At 64.2% G+C, this 21,644-nt stretch carries 22 protein-coding genes; 19 read left to right on the top strand and 3 right to left on the bottom strand.

Annotation, left to right across the window (positions count from 1 at the left end):
* From AC3WOE_RS03740 to AC3WOE_RS03715, 6 genes are all read left to right on the top strand, one after another.
* Positions 1 to 1,425 (top strand): multicopper oxidase family protein, encoded by a 1,425-nt coding sequence (locus tag AC3WOE_RS03740; RefSeq protein WP_492688351.1) that lies wholly within the window; start codon positions 1 to 3, stop codon positions 1,423 to 1,425.
* Positions 1,426 to 1,496: 71 nt separating this feature from the next.
* Entirely contained in the window at positions 1,497 to 2,087 is a 591-nt protein-coding gene (locus AC3WOE_RS03735; protein ID WP_492688350.1) for a cupredoxin domain-containing protein, read from the top strand.
* A gap of 67 nt (positions 2,088 to 2,154) precedes the next feature.
* Entirely contained in the window at positions 2,155 to 2,595 is a 441-nt protein-coding gene (locus AC3WOE_RS03730; RefSeq protein ID WP_492688348.1) for a DUF411 domain-containing protein, read from the top strand.
* Between the two features lie 323 nt (positions 2,596 to 2,918).
* Positions 2,919 to 3,311: a hypothetical protein gene (locus AC3WOE_RS03725; protein WP_492688346.1), complete on the top strand. Its 393-nt coding sequence runs from the start codon at positions 2,919 to 2,921 to the stop codon at positions 3,309 to 3,311.
* Positions 3,312 to 3,577: 266 nt separating this feature from the next.
* A complete protein-coding gene (locus tag AC3WOE_RS03720) occupies positions 3,578 to 4,195 on the top strand; it encodes a hypothetical protein (protein WP_492688344.1) in 618 nt (205 codons plus the stop codon).
* The gene (locus AC3WOE_RS03715; protein WP_492688343.1) at positions 4,192 to 4,887 is read left to right on the top strand and encodes an undecaprenyl diphosphate synthase family protein; all 696 of its coding nucleotides are present in this window, start codon (positions 4,192 to 4,194) and stop codon (positions 4,885 to 4,887) included. Before AC3WOE_RS03720 ends, AC3WOE_RS03715 begins: the two co-directional genes overlap by 4 nt.
* Before the next feature lie 35 nt (positions 4,888 to 4,922).
* Here the strand turns inward: AC3WOE_RS03715 and AC3WOE_RS03710 are convergent, their stop codons facing one another.
* The 3 genes from AC3WOE_RS03710 to AC3WOE_RS03700 form a co-directional block, all read right to left on the bottom strand.
* The gene (locus tag AC3WOE_RS03710) at positions 4,923 to 5,351 is read right to left on the bottom strand and encodes a hypothetical protein (RefSeq protein ID WP_268149177.1); all 429 of its coding nucleotides are present in this window, start codon (positions 5,349 to 5,351) and stop codon (positions 4,923 to 4,925) included.
* Between the two features lie 96 nt (positions 5,352 to 5,447).
* Entirely contained in the window at positions 5,448 to 6,434 is a 987-nt protein-coding gene (locus AC3WOE_RS03705; RefSeq protein WP_268149179.1) for an NAD(P)/FAD-dependent oxidoreductase, read from the bottom strand.
* Entirely contained in the window at positions 6,421 to 8,460 is a 2,040-nt protein-coding gene (locus tag AC3WOE_RS03700; RefSeq protein WP_268149181.1) for a multicopper oxidase domain-containing protein, read from the bottom strand. The genes AC3WOE_RS03705 and AC3WOE_RS03700 overlap by 14 nt, the downstream gene beginning before the upstream one ends.
* A gap of 164 nt (positions 8,461 to 8,624) precedes the next feature.
* Here AC3WOE_RS03700 and AC3WOE_RS03695 point away from each other — a divergent pair, with 164 nt between their 5' ends.
* The 13 genes from AC3WOE_RS03695 to AC3WOE_RS03635 all read left to right on the top strand — a co-directional run bounded on the left by AC3WOE_RS03695 (position 8,625) and on the right by AC3WOE_RS03635 (position 21,517).
* The gene (locus AC3WOE_RS03695) at positions 8,625 to 9,890 is read left to right on the top strand and encodes a type II restriction enzyme NmeDI-related protein (protein WP_268149183.1); all 1,266 of its coding nucleotides are present in this window, start codon (positions 8,625 to 8,627) and stop codon (positions 9,888 to 9,890) included.
* 511 nt (positions 9,891 to 10,401) lie between these two features.
* Positions 10,402 to 10,776 (top strand): four-helix bundle copper-binding protein, encoded by a 375-nt coding sequence (locus AC3WOE_RS03690; RefSeq protein ID WP_268149185.1) that lies wholly within the window; start codon positions 10,402 to 10,404, stop codon positions 10,774 to 10,776.
* Positions 10,777 to 10,824: 48 nt separating this feature from the next.
* Positions 10,825 to 11,628 (top strand): DUF305 domain-containing protein, encoded by an 804-nt coding sequence (locus AC3WOE_RS03685; protein WP_492688340.1) that lies wholly within the window; start codon positions 10,825 to 10,827, stop codon positions 11,626 to 11,628.
* Between the two features lie 102 nt (positions 11,629 to 11,730).
* On the top strand, positions 11,731 to 11,988 hold the full coding sequence (locus tag AC3WOE_RS03680) for a heavy-metal-associated domain-containing protein (protein WP_268149189.1): 258 nt from the start codon (positions 11,731 to 11,733) through the stop codon (positions 11,986 to 11,988).
* A 57-nt stretch (positions 11,989 to 12,045) separates the two neighbouring features.
* Positions 12,046 to 12,282, top strand: coding sequence for a DUF2933 domain-containing protein (locus AC3WOE_RS03675; RefSeq protein ID WP_268149191.1), 237 nt, complete (start codon positions 12,046 to 12,048; stop codon positions 12,280 to 12,282).
* Positions 12,283 to 12,332: 50 nt separating this feature from the next.
* Complete coding sequence (locus AC3WOE_RS03670; RefSeq protein ID WP_276597079.1) at positions 12,333 to 14,765, top strand: copper-transporting P-type ATPase; 2,433 nt, start codon at positions 12,333 to 12,335, stop codon at positions 14,763 to 14,765.
* Between the two features lie 30 nt (positions 14,766 to 14,795).
* Entirely contained in the window at positions 14,796 to 15,665 is an 870-nt protein-coding gene (locus tag AC3WOE_RS03665) for a TIR domain-containing protein (RefSeq protein ID WP_268149193.1), read from the top strand.
* Positions 15,666 to 15,785: 120 nt separating this feature from the next.
* Complete coding sequence (locus AC3WOE_RS03660) at positions 15,786 to 18,236, top strand: heavy metal translocating P-type ATPase (protein ID WP_268149195.1); 2,451 nt, start codon at positions 15,786 to 15,788, stop codon at positions 18,234 to 18,236.
* A gap of 5 nt (positions 18,237 to 18,241) precedes the next feature.
* Positions 18,242 to 18,646, top strand: coding sequence for a Cu(I)-responsive transcriptional regulator (cueR, locus tag AC3WOE_RS03655; protein ID WP_268149197.1), 405 nt, complete (start codon positions 18,242 to 18,244; stop codon positions 18,644 to 18,646).
* A gap of 106 nt (positions 18,647 to 18,752) precedes the next feature.
* Entirely contained in the window at positions 18,753 to 19,646 is an 894-nt protein-coding gene (locus tag AC3WOE_RS03650) for a DUF6662 family protein (protein WP_268149199.1), read from the top strand.
* Positions 19,646 to 20,182: an FMN-binding protein gene (locus AC3WOE_RS03645; protein WP_088481155.1), complete on the top strand. Its 537-nt coding sequence runs from the start codon at positions 19,646 to 19,648 to the stop codon at positions 20,180 to 20,182. Before AC3WOE_RS03650 ends, AC3WOE_RS03645 begins: the two co-directional genes overlap by 1 nt.
* A gap of 4 nt (positions 20,183 to 20,186) precedes the next feature.
* Entirely contained in the window at positions 20,187 to 21,017 is an 831-nt protein-coding gene (locus AC3WOE_RS03640; protein ID WP_088481156.1) for an FAD:protein FMN transferase, read from the top strand.
* Positions 21,014 to 21,517, top strand: a complete 504-nt coding sequence (locus AC3WOE_RS03635; RefSeq protein WP_144397091.1) for a DUF2231 domain-containing protein — start codon at positions 21,014 to 21,016, stop codon at positions 21,515 to 21,517. Before AC3WOE_RS03640 ends, AC3WOE_RS03635 begins: the two co-directional genes overlap by 4 nt.
* The last annotated feature ends 127 nt before the right edge of the window (positions 21,518 to 21,644 follow it).

Below are 21,644 nucleotides of genomic sequence, written 5' to 3'. Positions count from 1 at the left end.
ATGACATCCAATCGACGCAATTTCCTGATCGGTAGCGCCAGCGCCGGCGTGGCTGTGACTGCGGCCAGCGTGAGCCGCGTGGCGATGGCCGCGCTTCCTGAGCCGGTGCTGCAGGACAAACCCGACACCATGGCGCCGCTGGTGCCCAACACCGGCCGTCCCTACAACCCGGTGGTCACGCTCAACGGCTGGACCCTGCCCTGGCGCATGAACAACGGCGTCAAGGAGTTCCACCTGGTCGCTGAGCCCGTGGTGCGCGAAATGGCGCCGGGCTTCAAGGCGCACCTCTGGGGCTACAACGGCCAATCGCCCGGCCCGACGATCGAAGTCGTCGAGGGTGATCGCGTCCGCGTCTTCGTGACCAACAAGCTTCCCGAGCGCACCTCCATCCACTGGCATGGCCAGCGCCTGCCCAATGGTATGGACGGCGTTGTCGGCCTCAATCAGATGCCCATCGAGCCCGGCAAGACCTTTGTCTATGAGTTCGTAGCGAGGCGGCCGGGTACCTTCATGTACCACCCGCACGCCGACGAGATGACGCAGATGGCGATGGGAATGATGGGCTTCTGGGTGACGCACCCCAAGGCCAAGCACCCGTTGATCGAAGAAGTCGACCGCGACTTCGTCTTCCTGCTCAACGCCTACGACATCGAGCCGGGTGCCTACACGCCCAAGATCATGACGATGCTCGACTTCAACCTGTGGTCGTGGAACAGCCGCATCTTCCCGGGCATCGACTCGCTGAACGTGCGCAAGGGCGACAAGGTGCGCATCCGCATGGGCAACCTGACGATGACCAACCACCCCATCCACCTGCATGGCCACGAGTTCCTGGTCACCGGCACCGACGGCGGCCCGACTCCCAAGTCCACGCGCTGGTACGAGGTCACCACGGACGTTGCGGTGGGCCAGATGCGCCAGATCGAGTTCCTGGCCGACGAGGAAGGTGACTGGGCATTCCACTGCCACAAGAGCCACCACACGATGAACGCGATGGGCCACGACGTGCCCACCATGATCGGCGTGGAGCACCGCGGCGTGGTCAAGGAGATCAACAAGCTGATTCCCGACTACATGGTGATGGGTGAGCGCGGCATGGGAGACATGTCCGAGATGGAGATGCCCATCCCCGACAACACCGCCCGGATGATGGGCGGCGAAGGCCCCTTCGGCTCCGTCGAGATGGGCGGCATGTTCAGCGTGGTGAAGGTGCGCGCCGACCAGAAGGCGGGGGACTACAAAGATCCGGGCTGGTTCAAGCACCCCAAGGGCACCAACGCCTTCGAATGGACCGGCTCCATGCCGGAGCCCGCCCGCTTTGCGAGCGAAGGCGGCCAATCCATGCCGCCGTCCAAGCGCAACAAGCCGCGAGAGATCGAGGTCCAGATCCGCAAGCCCACAGGCGGCTCCGGTCACAACCACTGAAAACAGCCTGGGTCGTAGAGGCCCGGCCGCACCACTTCCCTTTCCGTTCATCAGTTCAGAAGAGAGTTCCCATGAAAAAGTCGTTCATCGCCATCGCAGCCGCGCTTGTCGCGCTCTCCCCCCTCGCCAGCCAGGCCCATGACGGCGTAGACCATGCCGCTTCCGCGCCGGCCGCCAAAGCTGGCGCCAAGGCTGCCGACGGCCACGCTCACAGCCACGGCGACAGCGACGCCATCGGTGAGGCCGGCAAAGCCGCCAAGGTCACGCGCACCGTCAATGTCGACATGACCGACAACATGCGCTTCACGCCGTCCAGCCTGGACGTCAAGCAGGGCGAAACGGTCCGCTTCGTGGTCAAGAACTCCGGTGGGGTCAAGCACGAGTTCGTGCTGGGCACTCAAGCCGAGCTGAAGGAGCACTACGAGCTGATGAAGAAGTTCCCGGAGATGGAGCACTCGGACCCCAACCAGGTCACCGTCGCGCCGGGAAAGACCGGTGAGGTCATCTGGCAATTCACCAAGGCCGGCAAGGTCGACTTCGCCTGCCTGCAGCCCGGCCACTACGACGCCGGCATGAAGGGTGCAGTCACCGTCGCCGCCGCAAAGGGTTCGAGCAAGCCCACCGCCGCCAAGGCCGATGGCCACGCCGACCACAAGCACTGAGGCCGGCATGTCCTCGCAGATGCATCAGGGGGCCGGGGCATCACGCCGCGAGCTCCTGCGACTGAGCATGAAGGCCGCCCTGGGCGTGGCGATCTTTGGCGGCGTGTCGTCTCGATCCTTTGCAGTCGCTCCCCAACCCAGCATCGAGGTTTGGCGCACCCGCGATTGCTCCTGCTGCGGCAAGTGGATCAAGCATCTGCAGGATCACGGCTTCGCTGTGCAGGCACGCATCGTGGCGGACGTCGCGCTCTTCCGGAAGACCTTCGGCATGCCGGAATCGCTGAGCTCCTGCCACACCGCAAGGATCGACGGCTATGTCGTCGAAGGACACGTGCCTGCCGCGGACATCCTGCGCCTCACTCGCGAGCGCCCTGCCGCGCTGGGTCTGAGCGTCCCTGAGATGCCTCTGGGTTCACCCGGCATGGAAAGCGGTGGAGTCAAGGCAGCCTACGACGTGCTGCTCGTGGCGAAGGACGGCGGCACCCGTGTCTTCAACTCCTATCGATGACCTTTTGAGCCAGAAAGGAACCTCGATGAAATCCAGCATCAACGCCCCAGGCAGCGATACCGCGATGCGCAAGGGAGATCGTGCACGGGCTCCCGCCATCGACCCTGGTCAATAGCAAACCCATCAGTCGCAGCCGTGCATCCGGTAGACGACATGACCTACGAACTGGAAGCCGTCGTGCTGCTTCTGGCTTTAGTCGGCGCGGTAGCCGTGTGCTCTTTCGCCGGCTGGCTCGAATGGCGGCACCGCCACGGCCACCACACGCATGACGAAGCGCACCCAACCACGCCGCCCTCACCTCCACCCACTCCAAGGCCACCCCCATGAACTCCAAGCGCCGTCCGTTCTACTTCCTCGCCGCTGCAGCCTTGATCGTTGCCGCACCGCGGGCGAAAGCCGAACTCATCCAGGTCACCTGGGACGCGAATGGGCGCTACGAGCACCAGTTGACCGTAGCGCCTGCCAAGTTCGCTGAGGTGTGCGACGGGCTCAAACCGGGCGCGCAGGTGCAATGGACCTTTGAGGGAAGCGCACCGACGAACTTCAACATCCATTACCACGAGGACAAGGCCGTGCGCTTTCCTGCAAAAGAGGATGGAAGCACCTCGTCCAAAGGCACCTTGAACGTGACGAGTGAGCAGGTGTACTGCTGGACGTGGAGCAACAAGGGCCAAGCAGACGTGCGGTTGAAGCTCGAGCTCGTCAAGCAGCCCTGAGACGAGCAAACAAGTCAGCGTCGTGACGATGTCCCGGCGCTGATGAACTCAGCGGAGAACTTCCAAGAGCCGGGAAAACTTGCTGCACCAGATCCCGCACGCCATACGTGTCTCGGTCCTGACCGATGACAGGAGAACACGCGCCGCTGGATCGGCGCTTTTCGGCCACAACCAGCCACGAGACGCTGGCTCGCGCTGGCGTGCGAATTGCAGATGCTGCGCATCAGGTCTGGACGCAGGCCTGAACCTCAAGCCCAGGAGCCAGCATGGATCTCACTTCGGAACAAGTTCACTGGATCGGAGGTGCTGCCTTCGTAGTGGTCTCGCTGCTGATGCTTGTCCGAGCGAGCGGCCTTTGGCGCTGGCAGTGGATCCCGTGGCTGCTACCAGCACTGTTCGTCGGCTACGGCCTGGAATCCGTGGCCGATGTTTGGATCCATGGCGATGCCGTACCCGTGAACTACGCAGCAGAGACGCGGCAACACCTTCTGCAGGGCGGCAGCCTGTTCGTCGCCGGCGTAGTGGAGGCGTTGGTGCTGAGTGGCCGGCTGTCGACCCCCATCTGGCGGCTCGCAGTTCCGATGGCCCTCGCGGTGACGGCAACTGTCTTTGCTGCCCATGCGCAACACGGTGGATCAGCTGATGCTGCCGCGATGGCGCTAATGCAAGTCCAACACCGCGGTTTTGCTATCGCCCTGTTCACGGCCGCGGCGGCACGCGGTGCGGAGGTCCTCATGACGAGATCCGCCGCGTCTCGCCAAGCCCCCGGCGCAACAGCTTCTCAGGACTCTCCGGCCAGGCTGAGGGACGCCTGGCTGCTACCGTTGTTGATCTTCGGCTTGCTGATGCTGACCTACACGGAGCCGGCAATGCGCCACTCTTGACCTGCGCCAGCGCGGACGCGATCCAGCGCCACACACGGCGCGACGACGCTCCGCATTCCTCCTTTCACCTCTCGACGCTGACCCGCATGGTTCTTCCCCGCCACATTGGCTTCATCCCCGACGGCAACCGCCGCTGGGCCGTTGGAAACGAACTGCCGAAGGAGGCTGGCTACGCGCATGGCATCGAGCCCGGTCTATCGCTTTTCGAGCAATGCCAACGCCTCGGCATCGAAGAGGTGTCGGTCTACGGATTTACCCAGGACAACACCCGCCGGCCCACCGCACAGACGGAACACTTTCGGTCGGCCTGCGTGGCCTTTGCGCAAGAGATCGTCCGCCGTGGTGCTGCCCTTCTCGTTGTCGGCGATGAGCGGTCATCCCAGTTCCCCGCCGAACTGGCCGGCTACCGGCAGCGGTGCGCAGGCGGCATCAAGGTCAATTTCCTCGCTAACTACGGCTGGGAGTGGGACCTGGATGGCCTGCGCACCGGTCAGCTGCATTCCGAGCAGGTGTCGCGCATGGAGCTGATCGTGCGTTGGGGCGGCGGTCGTCGCCTCAGCGGTTTTTTGCCCGTGCAATCGGTCTATGCCGACATCTATGTCGTGGACGAACTCTGGCCAGACTTTGACCCATCGCATCTCGACAGCGCTCTCGCCTGGTTCCAGAAGCAGGACCGCACCCTGGGCGGCTGAACGCTGTGGAGTCTTACCGCCGTGAATCGCGGTCTTCAGTCGATCAGCAGCTCCGTCCTGTCAAGCTGCAGGTGATGCATGGAAATCTTGACCTTCAGCTCGCCGCCGGATCGCGGCACCGGTGAGGTGACGGCGCATTCCAGCGTCACTTCGCCATCCTCAAAGCGCGACTCTGTCTTGCTCCCCTCCTTGCAGGTGACAGGGGCGCCACTGAGCGTGACCACACGAAGCGACACCACGCTGTCGTCGTGGCTGCCAAGGAAACGCGCCTGAAAGCGGACTGCCCTGTCGGTCTGAAACGTCGGCAGCGCGCATACCGCCTCCGCTTCCTCGTCGTTCAAAACGGTGCTCCGACACTCAGACGCGGCACGAGACTCCGCCGCGCCGGCAACCGGAGCCATCAGAGCGGTGAGCAGCACCGGTGCCGCACATGCGAAAAAGCGCGAGGCGAGGTTGTCAAGCATGGCCGGATGGTGACGCCGGACGGTGACACCGCCGTGGCACCACCCACAGAGACCTACCTGCCCATGCGCAGCCTGACGCTGCACGCGCGCCCTGCCCTACTTCCCAGATGCGTCCGCTGAGCCCAAGGCGTTGTGGATCGACGCGGCGGCGATGGCGGCATGGCCCACGGCAACGCTGATCTGGTCCAGCGCGCTCACCACGTCTCCCGCGGCATACACATTGGGCACGTTCGTTCGGCAATGGTGGTCGACGACGATGCATTGCCGATCATCGAGCTTGACGCCCAGCGACAAGGCCAGTGACGCGCGGGGATCTACTCCAAGCGCCGAGTACAGGACGTCGACGCTTTGCTGATGGCTTCGCCCCACCTGGACGATCACGCTGCCTGACGGATCCACAGACAGTTCAGTGGCAAGGCCGGCAAGACATTCCAGCCCCAACTCGGCTGCCTGGGCCCCGATGGATTCCACACAACCCTCCACTGGGATGACCTTCACCGAATCACTGAAGTTCTTCAGGAACTTGGCCTCGGCCAGGCTGTGGGCAGAGTTGGCCAGCACGCCGATGCGCTTGCCCGTGTGCTCATAGCCGTCACAAACGGGGCAGTAGCGCATCAGGTCGGCATGCTCAACCAAGTCAGCGCCCGGTATGGAAGCCGGCCGGTCGACGACGCCGGTGCAGAGAAGCACAAAGCGACATCGCAGAGTCGACTCTTCCAGCCCCACTTCGAACAAACCCTCTTCGACCCGAATCACGGATTGCACCTCGCCTCGGGTGACGACGCCGCCCATGCGTTCGAGGTGAACCGCCATCCGGAGCAGCAGTTCGTGGCCCGCGATCCCATCGGGAAACCCTGGAACGTTGTGAGACCGGGAAATCTTCCCGGCGCGCGGCTCGCCCGCATCGATCACCCGAACGTCCCGGTGAAATCGTCGGAGGTAGATGGCGGCGGTGAGTCCCGCCGGCCCAGCCCCGATGACGACGCAGTCGACGATATCGGTGACGCGAGGTCTGGCTTGAGCGTTGGGCAAAGCCTGGGTGGGGATGTCCTGCACCTGCTGTCTCCGATCAGTCTCGGACATTCAACACCATCATCAGCCCGCCGCCTCCGTGGTGCTCGACGTTGTTGTTGGTCGTGTGATGGGGGATGTGGCAATGCACCAGCCACGCCCCGGGGCGGCGCGCCGTCCAGAGCACGTCGTAGCGCTGGCCAGGGCCCACATTGACAGTGTCCGCCTCGAATCGCGCGCTTGGTTTGAGGTCGTAGCCATCGCGGGCGACGACGGTGAACGGCCCGCCGTGCACGTGCATGGGGTGAACGAAATTGTTGTTGGTGCCGATGAAGCGCAACTTGATCGTCTGCCCTACCTTCATCGTGACGGTATCCGTCGACGGGAAGGCCTTGCCGTTGATGGTGAAGTAGTTCGGCAACCCGCCCTCCATCAGCATGGCCGGGTACGTCAGGCCTTCCCGCTGCAGCCACTCCTGCAGCTGGATGACGTATTCCTTGTCGGCGCGCAGCTCGGTTGCAGCCGGTGATCCCGGCTTGGGATCGATGATCAGCGCGCCATAGAGTCCCAGCGCCTGTTGACGGTCTGCGTGATCGTGCGTGTGATAGAAAAATGTGCCCGCCTGCTCCGTCGTGAACTCGTAGGTGAAGCTGCCACCTGGGGGGATCGGTTGCTGAGTGATGTTGGCGGGTCCATCCATGCCGTTGGGCAAGATGAGCCCATGCCAGTGCACCGTTGTCGACTCGGGCAGCCGGTTGGTCACCTTGATGCGCACCCGGTCGCCCTCGGTGACGCGGATGCGTGGGCCGGGGATTTGCTGGTTGAAGGCGTAGCCCTCGACCTTGACGTCGGGCAGCACGTTCCAGCGCACGACCCCGGTCTCGAGCTCAAACACTTTGACGCCGTCTTCATTGCGTTCGAACAGGGGGCGGTCTCCACGCGCGTCGGCAGGCGGCTCGTGCTGGACCAGACGCGGATGGACTGCCGCCATGTCGCGCATGGCCTCGCCTGGCGTGTCCCAGAAGGACTTCATCCCCGGCGGCATGATCGACGCCTGGACGTCACGCGCTGAGAGTCGCATGTTCACGAAGATCGCCGGGAAGGTCATGCCGCCGGCCAGCATCAACGTGGTGAACAGACTGACCGTCACCAGTTGCGGCCGCGTCACCTGAGGCTGCATGGCATGAGCGCCATGTTGTCCGCCATGCGAGGCGCCTTGTGATGCACCGCTTTGACCGGTTTCGGAACCCTCCGACTTCGCGTGTTCTCCATGGTTAGAAGAACGACTGGCCGGGGCCATGGCCTTCTCGTGTCCAGCGCTTTCGGCCACATGCTTCCCGTGGCCCGCGTGGTCCTGGTGTGCCATCGAGGCCGGCGTGTTCTCGGCGCTTTGCTTCGTGGGCGCGTTCGGCGCCTTTTCGTCATGAGCCTTGTCGCGCTGCGTCATCAGGCCGTGCTTCATCTGCCGGGACACCATCCAGACGTTGACGGGGTAGGCGATCGCAAAGCCGGCGATGACGCCCACCGACATCACACCCCAAAAGAGCATCTCGGTCGGCTCCATGGCGCGCATGTCCCGACCCATCATCAGCAAGGTCATCACCGGCGCCATCCCAGCCATCATGGCGTTCATGCTGATGAACTCGGGCATGAACGACTTGCGCACGTTCTCCCAGTAGCTGCCGCCCATCATGTTTTTCATGAACAGCGACTGGAAGATGAACAGGCCGAAAGCGAAGCCCGCCACGTACTCCACGATCAAGTCGACCCACATCGGCAGCCCGAGCGATGCCGTCACGACCGCGGCCAGGATGATCCCGGTCGCGTCGCCTGCGACACAGTGGATCGTCGAGCCCACGCCCTGCTTCCAAAGCGGCTTGATGAAGACCTCGTGCTCGCCCGGCGCAGGCTCCTTGTCCGCCATCACGTACAGCAGCAGCCCGATCGGCCCCATGTAGAGGGTCACCAGCACGAACCCCCACTTCATCACCACGGGCTCGGGGTTGTGGCGAAACTGGTCCCATGCCACGTAGGCCGCACTCAGGCCGGCGAGCGCGAACCAGACGATCAGGAAATAGTCGATGGGCTGGACGATCATGGGTTCTCCGAGAGCTGAGACATAGGCGGTGCGGGCGCAGCGGAACACGGCGACAGGGGGCTGGCCGCCGGCACGCTGAAGGTCGCGCGGTGGCAATACGCGTTCCTCTGCATGTCCACTGGGCATGGCCACCGCCACAATCCACCTTGATCTGGGAGGATTGAATGCACGACAGCCTTGCCTTGCTGATTGACCACTGGAAGGCCGATCCGCACAGCACCTACAACAGCTGGTTCCTGTGGGAAGAGCGGCTGAAGAATTTCCGGTCGATCCGCCGAGGCATCGGCGAGGTGGTGAAGGACATCGAGGCCGGAACCTTCGGCAACGCGTACCGTGGTTCGACGTTGGAGACGGTGGTGGGCTCGGTTGCCGAGCAGCGGCAGATCTTCAAGGGTGCGGACCACGCCTTCTTGTGGAAGCCCAAGCTCCGCATCCCCGACATCTACGAAAACGCCGACAACCAACGGGCGTTTGCGCGGCTGCTGCACGCGTGTGACTGCTGCGATACCGCGGAGGCGGTCATCGACGCGATCCAGCGCATCGACGCGCAGCAGATCAAGGGGCTGGGCCCAGCGGTCGCAAACCTGCTGTACTTCATCCACCCCACGCTGGTCCTGCCGTTCAACACCGCCATCGTCAAGGGCTACAACGCGGTGACGGGCAGCAATGTGAAGCTTGGTCGCTGGGACCACTACCTGTCCATGCGCGAGGGGGCGATCCGGCTGAATACTCAACACCGCACGCGCCTGTCCAACGACCTTGGCGCGCTGGCTGGTTTGCTGTTCGAAATCGGCTCGGGTCGCTACCAGGCGCCTCCGTTGGCCACTGACAGTGCACGCCTTCAGGCCTGGGAAGCCGACCTGGCGCAGGTGCGCGCCGAGTCTGCGGCCCTGCAGAAGCAGTGGGCGGCTGAACGGGAGAGCGACACCACGCACACGCAGATTCAAGGCTGGCTGAGGGACCTCGGCAAGGCGCTGGGGTTCGAGGTGTGGATCGCCACCAATGATCGAGGCCGGGCCTATGGCGACGGCCAACTCGGAGACGGTTGCACCGCTGAGCTCACCCGCGCCAGCACGGCCGGCGCAGAGTCGGTCCGGCTCATCGACGTGGTCTGGCTCGAGGCAGGAAGCGGCAAGGTGTGCGCCGCGTTCGAGGTCGAGCACTCGACATCGATCTATTCGGGCATCGTGCGCATGCTGGACCTGGCGCTGGGGACCACAGTCGGCGCGGGCAGCACGCTGTTCCTTGTGGCGCCCGACAGCCGGCGCGACGATGTTCAACTGCAGCTGAGGCGACCGGCGTTCTCCCGCGTGTCGGAGCTCGGCATCCGCTACCTTCCGTACAGCCAGCTGCAACAGCATCGGGAGGCGGCGGCGCGCTTCGGATCTGGCCTCAAACCGATGCTCGAAATGTCCCAGCTCTTGCGGTGAGGTCATGAGGTATGTCGCTCGTCGGCGCCCTGCGCAGGACGCGAGCCGCAGATCATGAAGGTTGCCCCGATGGGAAGGTCAAGCACGAACGCTCGCTACCCCCGCGTTTGAAGTGAAGCCGGCTGCGCCGTCATCCGCTGTCACGGCGGCCTGCCGGCGGCATTAAATCCGCTCGCCCATCGAGGGCGCCGAACATTACGGAAATGTCATCTCCGTGTGCGTTTGGCGTTCGGTAGGAGCTTCTAAGGTGGCCTATGCGCGCTGCAAGAGCCACCGCCCGTCGTGGCTTTCATCGCAAGCGTGTACCCAGCCTCTTTGCCTCCGACCCCAGCCAGATGTAGTTTTGACCTGAACGACTGCAACATCTTCCTGAAGCATCGACCGACGTCTCGCGGACAGCGCAGGCAGGGGTCGGTGCGCTTGTGTTTGGGTCTTTGGCTGGGGTAGCAGTGGGCGCGCGTCTTGCCTTTTGAGGGAGCCGAATTTCCGGTTTCATCGAAGGAGCAAGAACATGGCCCACCAACAACACGCCTCGTGCATCGAGGCCTGCGATCAATGCGCCGCCGCGTGCAATCACTGCTCGACGGCATGCCTGCAAGAGCAGGACGTGAAGATGATGGCGCGCTGCATCGCGCTGGACATGGATTGCGCAGCCATCTGCCAACTTGCCTCGGCCGCCATGGCTCGGGGCAGCGAGAACGCACCGGCGATTTGCACGCTTTGCTCTGACATCTGCGAGGCATGTGCCGAGGAGTGCGCCAAGCACCAGATGGACCACTGCCAAGCGTGCGCCGAGGCGTGCCGTCGTTGCGCCGACGAGTGCCGTCGCATGGCTCAGGCATCGACTTCCACAACAGGTCAGTCCGGCACCGATCACTCGCATTGATCAGCGCCGTTCCAAGCGCTGCCGCAATCCGCCCCTGAGGCGCGAGCGATGCAGCCGACGCTCTGGCTGTGGAGCCTCTGCGAGGCCATCAAACGGCGCGGCGTCCCCCTCCCCTTGCCGAGACATGACATGACTACACGACTTCTTACCCGCTGGGCTGCCATTGCGGTGACCTGCACATCCCTCGTGGTGCCCTTCACGGCCAAGGCCGACGCCCCGGGCGTTGGACTGACTGCCGCATTCGAGATCGAGTTCCTGCAGATGAGCATCGATCACCACTACGCAGCGCTGCGGATCACCGAGCTGGCTGCCGGAACGGACGCACAGCGCAACGGTGAGATTTCACCGTCCGAGGGCACCTCACCGACGCCCGGCTTCGCCGTGACGCCAGCCAAGGCCACGCTGGACGACCTGAAGTCGATGGCACGGCGCAACAACCGCATGCAGCGCGAAGAGATTCTTACGCTCAAAGGCTTCCTGCGCGACTGGTACGGCATCGACTACCAGCCCAAGCTTCGCGACGAAAGCCGCCGCATGATCGCCGTGCTGGACCAGGCACGGCCAGGTGCCGACTTCAATCACCTGTTCTATGAAGTCTTCAGCCGCCACCACTACACCCTGATGGAACCCGTCAACGCGTGCGTCACCGGCAGCGACCTGAGCCACGAAGAATTGCGCAGGGAATGCCGGACCATGTGGATGAGCCAAACGGCTGACATCGAGATGATGCGAAACGAGCTCAAGCGGCACTTTGGCGTCGCTGACTACCAGCCCTTCAAGGGGCGTGAGCCGCTTGCGGGCAGCCGTGGAGGGCCGAAGGGCCAGCACAGCGGTGGCAATCACGGTGATTGAACGGTCCGCGGCACATAAAAACAATTTGCGCAAAACCGCTTGACCTTGCCACGGTGGGAAGCTTCAAAGTGCATGCACCGAGTAACCAACCTGGAGTTGTAGATGATCACTTTTGAAGTCAACGACATGACCTGCGGCCACTGCGTGAGCATGATCACCAAGGCGGTGAAACAAGCGGACAAGGACGCCGACGTCTCCGTCGACCTTGCCACCAAGCGCGTCCAGATCGAATCCAAATCAGGCGATGAGGCCGACTTCAAGGAAGCGATCCAAGAAGCCGGCTACACACCGATCCCGGCCTCGGCAGCAGCAACGCCGTCCTCCCAGGCCGGTGCAAGCTGTTGCGGTGGGTGCCACTGAGGCGGGCGCTTGATCGAGGTCAAGGGGTGGGGCCGCCAGTTCACCGAGCATGGGCTCATGAACACGCCCACCTCCTCCTCGAATCGCCCGGCTCGCCGCTTCGTTGCCGTCGTCGCCTGGGTGCTTGGTGCCATTGGCGCCTACTTCCTGTTGACACGCCATTTCGACCACGTCCTGCAGGCGGTGCCCTTCCTGCTTCTGCTGGCATGCCCACTGATGCATCTCTTCGGACACCGCCACGGTCACGGCGCACATCAGAAAGAGCACATTGAGCGTCCAAAAGACGACGATTGAGTTCTGGCGGCCGGCCCGGCGACCGCTGCAGGTTCAATGTGGAGAACAAGTTGGATCACCATTCCCATGACGACCACGGCCAGCACCCGTCCGCGCCAGACGTGACGCCACAGTACAGCTGCCCGATGCACCCTGAGGTCCAGCAGCCGGCACCCGGGCGTTGTCCGAAATGCGGCATGAACCTCGTCCTGCAAGGCGCCTCGGCCAAAGCCAAGGGCAGCGACCACCATGGACATCATGCCGTCCACGGCATGTCGGCCGCACACAAACACCATGACCACGGGGCGGTGCCCGACGAGCCGCCGGCGTCGGCGGGCCCCGCCGCCGCGTTGCGGCCTGCCGCGGCCGCGATCTCCAACGTGGGAGAAGCGGCTGCGGCGAGCGCGACGATCTACACCTGTCCCATGCACCCGGAGATTCGACAGGATCGGCCGGGCAACTGCCCCAAGTGCGGGATGACGCTGGAGCCGCTGATCCCGGAGGCGACGGCAGACGACGACAACCCGGAGCTGCGCGACTTCTCCCGCCGCTTCTGGTGGACGTTGCCGCTGACGGTCGTGGTCACGGTCCTGGCAATGGGCGGACACCGCCTGGGCCTGATGGCGCCCGCTGCGCAAAGCTGGCTCGAACTGGTGCTTTCGCTGCCCATCGTTTTCTGGGCGGGCTGGCCCTTCTTCGAGCGCTGCTGGCAGTCTCTGCTGCACCGCAGTCCCAACATGTGGACGTTGATTGGCATCGGCACCGGCGCCGCGTTCCTCTACAGCGTCGTGGCGACCGCGGCGCCGCAACTCTTCCCGCAGAGCTTCGCGGCTCATGGCCGCATCGGTGTCTACTTTGAAGCTGCGGCCGTCATCATCTCGCTCACACTGTTGGGTCAGATGCTGGAACTGCGGGCTCGTTCGCAGACCTCTGCGGCCATCAAGTCGTTGCTCGGGCTGGCGCCCAAGACCGCCCGCCGCATCGAGCCGGACGGCTCCGAGGCCGACGTGCCGCTCACCCATGTGCACGTCGGCGATCGGCTGCGCGTGCGGCCTGGTGAAAAAGTCCCAGTCGACGGCGTGGTCCTCGAAGGTTCCAGCGCGATCGACGAGGCCATGCTGACGGGCGAGCCGGTTCCCGTGATGAAACGTCCCGGCGACAAGGTCATCGGCGCGACGATCAACACCACCGGGTCGCTGGTGATGCAGTCCGAGCGGGTGGGCTCCCAGACCATGCTGTCCCAGATCGTGCAGATGGTCGCGCAGGCTCAGCGTTCGAAGGCGCCGATGCAACGCATGGCCGACCAGGTCGCCGGCTGGTTCGTGCTCGTCGTGATCGGCATCGCGCTGACCGCCTTCTTCGCGTGGGGTCTGCTCGGTGGTCCCCAGGGCTGGCAATACGGGCTTATCAACGCCGTCTCGGTGCTGATCATCGCCTGCCCTTGCGCTCTTGGCTTGGCGACCCCGATGTCCATCATGGTTGCGACGGGCAAGGCGGCAACGCAGGGCATCTTGTTCCGTGACGCCTCGGCGATCGAGAACTTCCGCCGCGTCGACACCATGATCGTGGACAAGACCGGCACGCTGACGGAGGGCAAACCGACGTTCGAGCGAGCCATCGCCGTCCCAGGACGGTCTGACGACGAAATCCTCCTTCTGGCGGCCAGCCTGGACCAAGGCAGTGAGCATCCGCTGGCCCATGCCATCGTGGACGCCGGCCGCGCCCGTAAGCTGCCGCTGGAACAGGCCGTTGATTTCGAGTCGTCCACCGGTATCGGCGTCCGCGGCCAGGTTTCCGGTCGCCGGTTGGCGCTGGGCAACACCGCGTTGATGGGACAGGACGGGGTCGATGTGTCACCGCTTCGCGCCCCGGCAGAGGAACTGCGGCAAAAGGGCAGCAGCGTCATGTTCCTCGCGGAGGACGGCTGGCTGCTCGGGATCCTGGCCGTATCGGACCCGATCAAGCAGAGCACACCAGAGGCGGTGCAGAGTCTTCGGAGCGCTGGGATGCGGGTGGTCATGGCCACCGGCGACGGCTTGACCACCGCCGAATCCGTCGCCCGCCAACTGGGCATCGACGAGTTCCACGGCGAAGTGAAGCCAGCCGACAAGCTGGCCCTCGTCGACCGCCTGCAAAAGGAGGGTCGCGTGGTCGGCATGGCCGGAGACGGCATCAACGACGCCCCTGCACTGGCCAAGGCCGATGTGGGCGTCGCCATGGGCACCGGCACCGACGTGGCGATGAACAGCGCCCAGGTCACCTTGGTCAAGGGTGACTTGCGCGGCATCGCCCGGGCCCGGGCCATCTCCGAGGCGACGGTCGCCAACATGCGGCAGAACCTGATGTTCGCCTTTATCTACAACTCGCTGGGTGTGCCGCTGGCCGCCGGCGTGCTCTACCCGTTCACGGGCTGGGTCTTGTCGCCCATGATCGCCGCCCTGGCCATGAGCCTGTCGTCGGTCAGCGTCGTCTTCAACTCGCTTCGCCTTCGCGCGGGAAAATAGCCGCCATCAAGTCAACGACATGGGAAGCGCATGTACAACCTGCTGGTATCTGGCAGAGACGGGACCTGGGACGGCAGCCCCTGGACCATCGAGGCGTCGCGCTGCGTGTGCGAGTACACCGACAAGGAAATCAGCCGCAAGTTCGAAGCGTTGGACGCTGGGGCGATCAACGAGCTGAAGAAGCTCCCCTGCATCTTCGCGTATGAGACCCCGAGCAGCACGCCGCCCCAGTTTGGCGTGCTGACCGACATCACCAAGCGCCAGGGCCAGGTGCGCCTGGAATACGAGCTGCAGGCTGTGCAGCCCTTCCTGTCGGCCAAGGACCTCGTCACGTACTCCTTCGAGCTGGACATCGGCAAGTGGGAATTGAACCGCACCCATTGGGCGGTCAAGGAGGTCAACCTGGCCAAGGAGCTGCGGGCCACCGGCATCGCGCTGCCGCCCTGGGTCCGCGACATCTCGCGAGCAGTCGACATCACCACCCATGTGTTCGACGTCGGCCTGTCTTTCCCCGGGGAAGCCCGAGCGACGGTGGAAGCGGTGGCCGCCGAGCTGGAACGGCGCCTCGGGCCCAACTCCTACTTCTACGACAACAACTACGTGTCGCAGCTGGCCCGTCCTTCGCTGGACAACCTGCTGCAGGACCTCTACCGCAATCGCTCCAAGCTGATCGTCGTCTTCATCGGCGGCGACTACCAGCGCAAGGAATGGTGCGGCATCGAGTTCCGGGCGATCAAGGAGATCCTCATGGAGCGCGATCACGGCCGGATCATGTTCGTCCGCACCGACGACGGGCCCGTGGAAGGGGTCTTCAAGACCGACGGCTACGTCGACGCCCGGCGCTTCACGCCGGCCCAGATTGCCGGCTTCATCGAGGAGCGGGTCCGGCTGCTGGGCTGAGACACGCCGGTCGCGGCGGGTCGCCGAAAGTTCTACGCAAAAACCGCTTGACCTTCCCATCATGGCAAGCTTGAGACTTCCGTTCATGGCCGACACACGACGCGCCGGAAAAGGAAAACCATGAACACGACGGCCTCCATCACACCCAGCGCCGCCACCCGGCAGTGGCAGCTTCCCGTGGCGGGCATGACCTGCGCATCTTGCGTGAGCCGTGTCGAGAAGGCGCTGTCCAAGCTGCCTGGCGTGCGTGAGGCCACCGTCAACCTCGCCACCGAGGCCGCCACGGTCGACGCCGGGCCCGAGGTCAGCCTCGACAGCCTGCGCGCCGCGGTCCAGAAAGCCGGCTACGACGTTCCCGAGCAGGCCGTGACGCTCCAGGTCGAGGGCATGACCTGCGCATCCTGCGTCGCGCGCGTCGAGAAGGCCTTGAAAAAGGTGCCCGGGGTGACCGCGGCAGAGGTCAACCTCGCCACCGAGCAAGCCCACGTCAAGGTCACAACACGGGAAGCCGACCTCGCCGCGTTACTGTCGGCCGTCGACAAGGCCGGCTACGCCTCGCGCGTCGTACCCGCCCCTGGTTCAGCTGCAGCCAGTGCCAATGATTTAAGCGGCCGGGATGCTCCGTCGGCAAAACCGGCTTTGCCCGAATGGTGGCCCATCGCGGTGGCCATGGCGCTCTCCGCCCCGCTCGTGCTTCCGATGTTCGCCACGCTGTTCGGTGCCCACTGGATGCTCCCGGGCTGGCTGCAACTCGCGTTGGCCACGCCGGTCCAGTTCTGGCTTGGCGCGCGCTTCTACCGGGCTGGATGGAAAGCGTTGCGCGCCGGCGCCGGGAATATGGACTTGCTCGTCGCCCTGGGCACAAGTGCGGGCTACGGCTTGAGCGCCTATCAGCTGTGGGTCCATGGCGACCGGGGCATGAACCACTTGTACTTCGAAGCCTCGGCGGTCGTTATCACGCTGGTCCTGCTCGGCAAGTGGCTGGAGACGCGTGCCAAGCGGCAGACCACGGAGGCGATTCGCGCGCTCAACGCCCTCCGCCCCGAACGAGCCCGGGTTCGCCGCAACGGTGCCGATCTGGATGTGGCGATCGCCGAGGTTCGTGTTGACGACCAGGTTGTCGTGCGCCCGGGCGAGCGGATTCCTGTCGACGGCGAGGTGGTTGAGGGTGCCAGCGAGATCGACGAATCGCTGATCACCGGTGAAAGCCTGCCCGTGGCCAAGCATGTCGGTGACCGCGTGACCGGCGGCTCCGTCAACGCTGAGGGTCTGCTGCTCATCCGGACCACGGCGGTCGGTGCCGAATCCACCCTCGCACGCATCGTTCGGCTTGTCGAGTCGGCGCAGGCGAAAAAGGCGCCTATCCAGCGACTTGTCGACCAGGTGAGCGCCGTGTTCGTCCCGGTGGTCATCGGCATCGCTGCCCTGACACTGCTGGGCTGGGGGCTGGGCACGGGCAACTGGGAGGCTGCGATCCTCAATGCCGTTGCAGTGCTGGTCATTGCCTGCCCGTGCGCCCTTGGCCTGGCCACGCCCACCGCCATCATGGCCGGCACCGGCGTTGCCGCACGTCACGGGATTCTGATCAAGGACGCCGAAGCACTCGAGGTCGCGCACAGCGTCAAGGTCGTCGCCTTCGACAAGACCGGGACGCTGACCGAGGGCAAGCCGGAACTCGTGGCGTTTGAGGCGGTCGATGGCAACACCAGCAGCATGCTCGGAGCGGCTGCAGCCATCCAGAACAACAGCGAGCATCCGCTGGCGCGTGCTGTCATCGAGGCTGCCAAGCGGGAGCGGGTCGGTGTGCCGCCGGCCAGCGAGGTCCGAGCAATTGCCGGACGTGGGATGGCGGCCGTCGTGCGCGGCCGAAACCTCAGGCTGGGCAGCACGCGGTTCATGCAGGAACTCAACGTCGACCTGTCGGCGATGGCCAAGATCGCCGCCGCGCTGGAAGCTCAGGGACGCACGGTGTCCTGGCTCGCCGAAGCTGGTGAGCGCCCTCACCTGCTTGGACTGCTGGCGTTCGGTGACGCGGCCAAGGCGTCTGCGGTGGACGCCATTCGGCGCCTGCATGAGATGGACGTCAGCACGGTGATGCTCACCGGCGACAACCGCGGCAGCGCCACCGCCATCAGCCGCCAGCTCGGGATCGACGAATTCCGGGCCGAGCTCCTCCCCCAGGACAAGGCCGATATCGTTGCCGAGCTCAAGAGCGGAAACAGGCGCGTGGCGATGGTCGGCGACGGCATCAACGACGCCCCTGCCCTGGCGGCTGCCGACGTGGGCATCGCGATGTCGACAGGTACTGACGTGGCCATGCACGCCGCTGGGATCACTCTGATGCGGGGCAACCCGGCGCTGGTCGCTGACGCCATCGACATCTCGCGGCGCACCTACGCCAAGATCCGCCAGAACTTGTTCTGGGCTTTTGCCTACAACGTCGTCGGCATACCGCTGGCCACCTTCGGGCTGCTCAGCCCGGTGGTCGCAGGAGCGGCCATGGCCTTCAGCAGCGTGAGCGTCGTCACCAACGCGCTGATGCTGCGCCGCTGGAAAGGAAGTATTCAATGAGCAGCATGAGCATGACCGGCCCCTTCAACATCGGTGAGGCGGCCAGCCAGTCGGGGGTGTCCGCCAAGATGGTCCGGCACTACGAATCGCTGGGGCTGCTGCCCAAGATCGGGCGGACCGACTCCGGCTATCGCCAGTACACCGACAAGGAAGTGCACACCCTGCGTTTCATCCGGCGAGCTCGGGACCTGGGCTTCAGCATGGCGGAGATCGCCGAACTCCTGAAGCTTTGGCAGGACCGGCGCCGGGCCAGCGCCAACGTCAAGCGCATCGCGCTGGCGCACGTCGCCGACCTGGAAGTCCGGATGAAGGAGATGGACGCCATGAAGCGAACCCTGGAGCGCCTGGCCGAGTGCTGCCACGGGGACCATCGGCCGGACTGCCCGATCCTGGACGAGCTGGCCGACTGACGCTCCGCGCTCTCGCTCCTTCTGCAGAAAGCTGGCTGACAGCTGCACGTTGACACCATGCGCACACAATGAGAATAATAACGATTCTCATTTGCATTGGATAAGCATGCTCCTGTCTTCTCAGCGCGTGGCGACCGCCACGGTCATTGGCCTGGCCCTTCTTTCTCGCTCCGCCGTCGCTGGCGAATCCCCTATGGGCTGGATCTACACCGCTGAAGTCGCGCCTCCAGGGACTAGGGAATTCGAGCAATGGGTCGACGTTCAGACCAAGCAGACACGGGGCGACTACACCAACGTCCGCTTGCGCTCCGAGCTGGAGTTCGGCATCACGTCTAAATATCAAACGGCCATCTACCTGAACTCCCGCTTCATCCGCGCCTATCGCAACCAGATGGACGGCACGACCGCTGGCCCCAACACCGACATCCCCGACACCTTCGATCCCACATCCCGCTACAAGATGAGTCGCGTGGAGTCGGTGTCATGGGAAAACATCTATCAGCTATCCAACCCATTGGTGGACCCTGTCGGGCTGGCCGTCTATGTCGAGCCCTCCTGGGGGCGTCGCAACAAGGAGCTGGAATTCAAGCTCATCCTGCAGAAGAACTTCTTGGACGACCGCGTCATCTGGGCCACCAATCTGAGCACCGCCCTGGAGAACAACAAGCGGGGCAGCGACGTCGAAAAGGCGACGGAGCTCGATCTGCTGACAGGGGTCTCCTACCGCTTCATGAACAACTGGTCTGCAGGTATCGAAGTCCGCAACCATCGCGAGTTCACGGGCTACGGGTACGGGGTGGCCAACCACTCGGCGTGGTTCCTTGGGCCGAACGTCCACTACGCCACCAAGGGCTGGTGGCTGACGGCGGCCTGGCGCAGCCAGATGCCCTGGGCGAGTGGCTTCCAGGATGATCAGAAGGAGGTGATCAGCGGCGGCCGTATCTACGGCGACGAGCACACACGCAACCAGTTCGTGCTGAAGCTGGGAGTGCCGTTCTGATGCGCTGGGAACCCTTCTTCGCCGTTCCCCTGGCTGTCGCCTCGACCGCCGCTTCGGCCAGCGTCTTCTTCTCGACCGAACAGGCTCAGCAGGTCATGTTCCCCGCGGGGAAGTTCACCAAGGTCGCGCTGGCCATGACGCCAGAGCAGCGTGATGGACTGTTCGCCCGATCGGGCGTCCACGAGCCGTTTCGGGAAGACGGCGTCTGGTCGGTGGAAGGCCAAGGGTTCTTCATCGTCGATCAAGTCGTCGGCAAGCACGAGCTGATCACCTATGCCGTGGGGCTCAACCTCGATGGCAGCGTGAAGCAGATTGAGATCCTCGAATACCGCGAGACCTACGGCTCAGAGGTGCGAGGGGCCGCGTGGCGGCAGCAGTTTGTCGGCAAGACTGCCGCGTCGCCAGTCAGGCTCAACAAGGACATCGCCAACATCACGGGCGCCACGCTGTCCTCCAAGCACATCACAGACGGGGTGCGGCGGGTTCTGGCTGTCTATGACTTGGCGTTGAAGGGGCTTCACAGTGGCAAGCGTTGAACGCATGCAGCCATTGCTGGGCACGTTTGTCACCATACGGGCACAAGGCCAGGAAGGCGTGCCTGAATCCGAGGTGACGGGCGCGGTCAGCGCTGCGTTCTCGGCCATAGCCCGGGTGCAGCGGCTGATGAGCTTTCATCGCCATGACAGCGACGTGGGCCGGCTCAACCGGGCTCGCCCTGGCTGTCACCTGCGCGTGCATCGCTGGACGAGCGCTGTGCTCAGCGAGGCGTTGCAGCTGCACATGGCGAGCGCCGGTGCTTTCGATTGCAACGTCGGTCGGGTTCTCGTGCGAGGCGGCTTGCTACCTCGCTCACGCCCCGCCGTTGTCGGCCGATCCAAAACGTCCATGTCCCGTGCCATCAGGTTGGCAGAGGGTGGCCGCGTCAACGTCGCCCAACGGGTTTCGCTTGATCTCGGAGGCATCGCAAAAGGATTTGCTGTCGACCAGGCGGTGCGTGTCCTGCGCAGTCGGGGCATGCAAAGTGGGCTTGTCAACGCCGGGGGCGACCTCTACGCCTTCGGCTCGGCGCCACAAGAAATCTGGGTTCGATGCCCGAAGTCGCCGACTGACATGAAGTTGATCGGACGGCTGCAAAACGGTGCCGTCGCGACGTCCGCCAGCTATTTCGCCTCCAACCTGGGCAACGACGGCAAGGCGGCAAGTGCCATCGTGAATCCGAGGCACCAGAGGCGTGTTGGCCTGCCAGGGAGCGTTTCTGTGGTCGCGAAAAGCTGCCTGCAGGCCGATGCGCTCACGAAAATAGTTGCGTTGCGAGGCTCCCTTCCCGCCAGCATCCAGAGGCGAGCGCGAGCAACGGTCATCCGACTATGACGACGACAAGACCTCAACCGTTCAGCATTCGCCTGCCAGCTTTTCAGCGGTGGGCGACCTATGGCACGTTGGCAGTGGTCGCAGCAAGCGGAACTGCCTGGCTCGTCGTTCATGACTGGCTGCGGTTGAACTGGTTTGCCGCTGAGCACAGGCTGCTCGTGACACACGGCGTTGCCGCCGCCCTTGCACTTACCGTTGTCGGAGGTTTGCTGCCGCTGCATATCCGGCTGGCCTGGCGCATCCGCCGCAACCTTTGGTCCGGTGCGTTCACCCTCATCATCATGGGACTGCTCGGCTTGAGCGGTTGGTTCCTCTACTACGGTGACGAGGAGTGGCGGGAAATTACCCGTTGGCTGCATATTGCAGTTGGCCTGCTCAGTTGCGCCGTGGTCCCGTTCCATGTCTGGATGGGCAGGCGTCGCTCGGCAAAGCAGCAAGCCCCTCAAGCGCTGCCTACGCAGGTAGGCAAGGAATCGTTGGCCACGAACTGTGCCCCTTAGCGGACCCAGTTCCGGCGTTTTCCCATCTATGACGAGCGCATCCTGTTGCAGCCGCGAGGCTGGCGGTATCACAGCTGTCGATTCCGATCACCGAACCGTGGGAGGTGCATTGTGCAAATGAGATTGA

This window comes from Roseateles sp. FW305-36 (genome assembly GCF_058787015.1).
The sequence above is the reverse complement of the archived record's forward strand: the minus strand, read 5'-3'. Positions and strand labels throughout refer to the sequence as shown.

Coding starts and splice junctions, on each gene's coding strand:
- AC3WOE_RS03740 (WP_492688351.1), top strand. CDS start 1: ATGACATCCAATCGACGCAATTTCCTGATCGGTAGCGCCAGCGCCGGC.
- cueR (WP_268149197.1), top strand. CDS start 18,242: ATGAGCATGACCGGCCCCTTCAACATCGGTGAGGCGGCCAGCCAGTCG.
- AC3WOE_RS03640 (WP_088481156.1), top strand. CDS start 20,187: ATGCAGCCATTGCTGGGCACGTTTGTCACCATACGGGCACAAGGCCAG.
- AC3WOE_RS03645 (WP_088481155.1), top strand. CDS start 19,646: ATGCGCTGGGAACCCTTCTTCGCCGTTCCCCTGGCTGTCGCCTCGACC.
- AC3WOE_RS03725 (WP_492688346.1), top strand. CDS start 2,919: ATGAACTCCAAGCGCCGTCCGTTCTACTTCCTCGCCGCTGCAGCCTTG.
- AC3WOE_RS03660 (WP_268149195.1), top strand. CDS start 15,786: ATGAACACGACGGCCTCCATCACACCCAGCGCCGCCACCCGGCAGTGG.
- AC3WOE_RS03680 (WP_268149189.1), top strand. CDS start 11,731: ATGATCACTTTTGAAGTCAACGACATGACCTGCGGCCACTGCGTGAGC.
- AC3WOE_RS03720 (WP_492688344.1), top strand. CDS start 3,578: ATGGATCTCACTTCGGAACAAGTTCACTGGATCGGAGGTGCTGCCTTC.
- AC3WOE_RS03675 (WP_268149191.1), top strand. CDS start 12,046: ATGAACACGCCCACCTCCTCCTCGAATCGCCCGGCTCGCCGCTTCGTT.
- AC3WOE_RS03665 (WP_268149193.1), top strand. CDS start 14,796: ATGTACAACCTGCTGGTATCTGGCAGAGACGGGACCTGGGACGGCAGC.
- AC3WOE_RS03710 (WP_268149177.1), bottom strand. CDS start 5,351: ATGCTTGACAACCTCGCCTCGCGCTTTTTCGCATGTGCGGCACCGGTG.
- AC3WOE_RS03650 (WP_268149199.1), top strand. CDS start 18,753: ATGCTCCTGTCTTCTCAGCGCGTGGCGACCGCCACGGTCATTGGCCTG.
- AC3WOE_RS03735 (WP_492688350.1), top strand. CDS start 1,497: ATGAAAAAGTCGTTCATCGCCATCGCAGCCGCGCTTGTCGCGCTCTCC.
- AC3WOE_RS03695 (WP_268149183.1), top strand. CDS start 8,625: ATGCACGACAGCCTTGCCTTGCTGATTGACCACTGGAAGGCCGATCCG.
- AC3WOE_RS03705 (WP_268149179.1), bottom strand. CDS start 6,434: ATGTCCGAGACTGATCGGAGACAGCAGGTGCAGGACATCCCCACCCAG.
- AC3WOE_RS03690 (WP_268149185.1), top strand. CDS start 10,402: ATGGCCCACCAACAACACGCCTCGTGCATCGAGGCCTGCGATCAATGC.
- AC3WOE_RS03730 (WP_492688348.1), top strand. CDS start 2,155: ATGAAGGCCGCCCTGGGCGTGGCGATCTTTGGCGGCGTGTCGTCTCGA.
- AC3WOE_RS03685 (WP_492688340.1), top strand. CDS start 10,825: ATGCAGCCGACGCTCTGGCTGTGGAGCCTCTGCGAGGCCATCAAACGG.
- AC3WOE_RS03635 (WP_144397091.1), top strand. CDS start 21,014: ATGACGACGACAAGACCTCAACCGTTCAGCATTCGCCTGCCAGCTTTT.
- AC3WOE_RS03700 (WP_268149181.1), bottom strand. CDS start 8,460: ATGATCGTCCAGCCCATCGACTATTTCCTGATCGTCTGGTTCGCGCTC.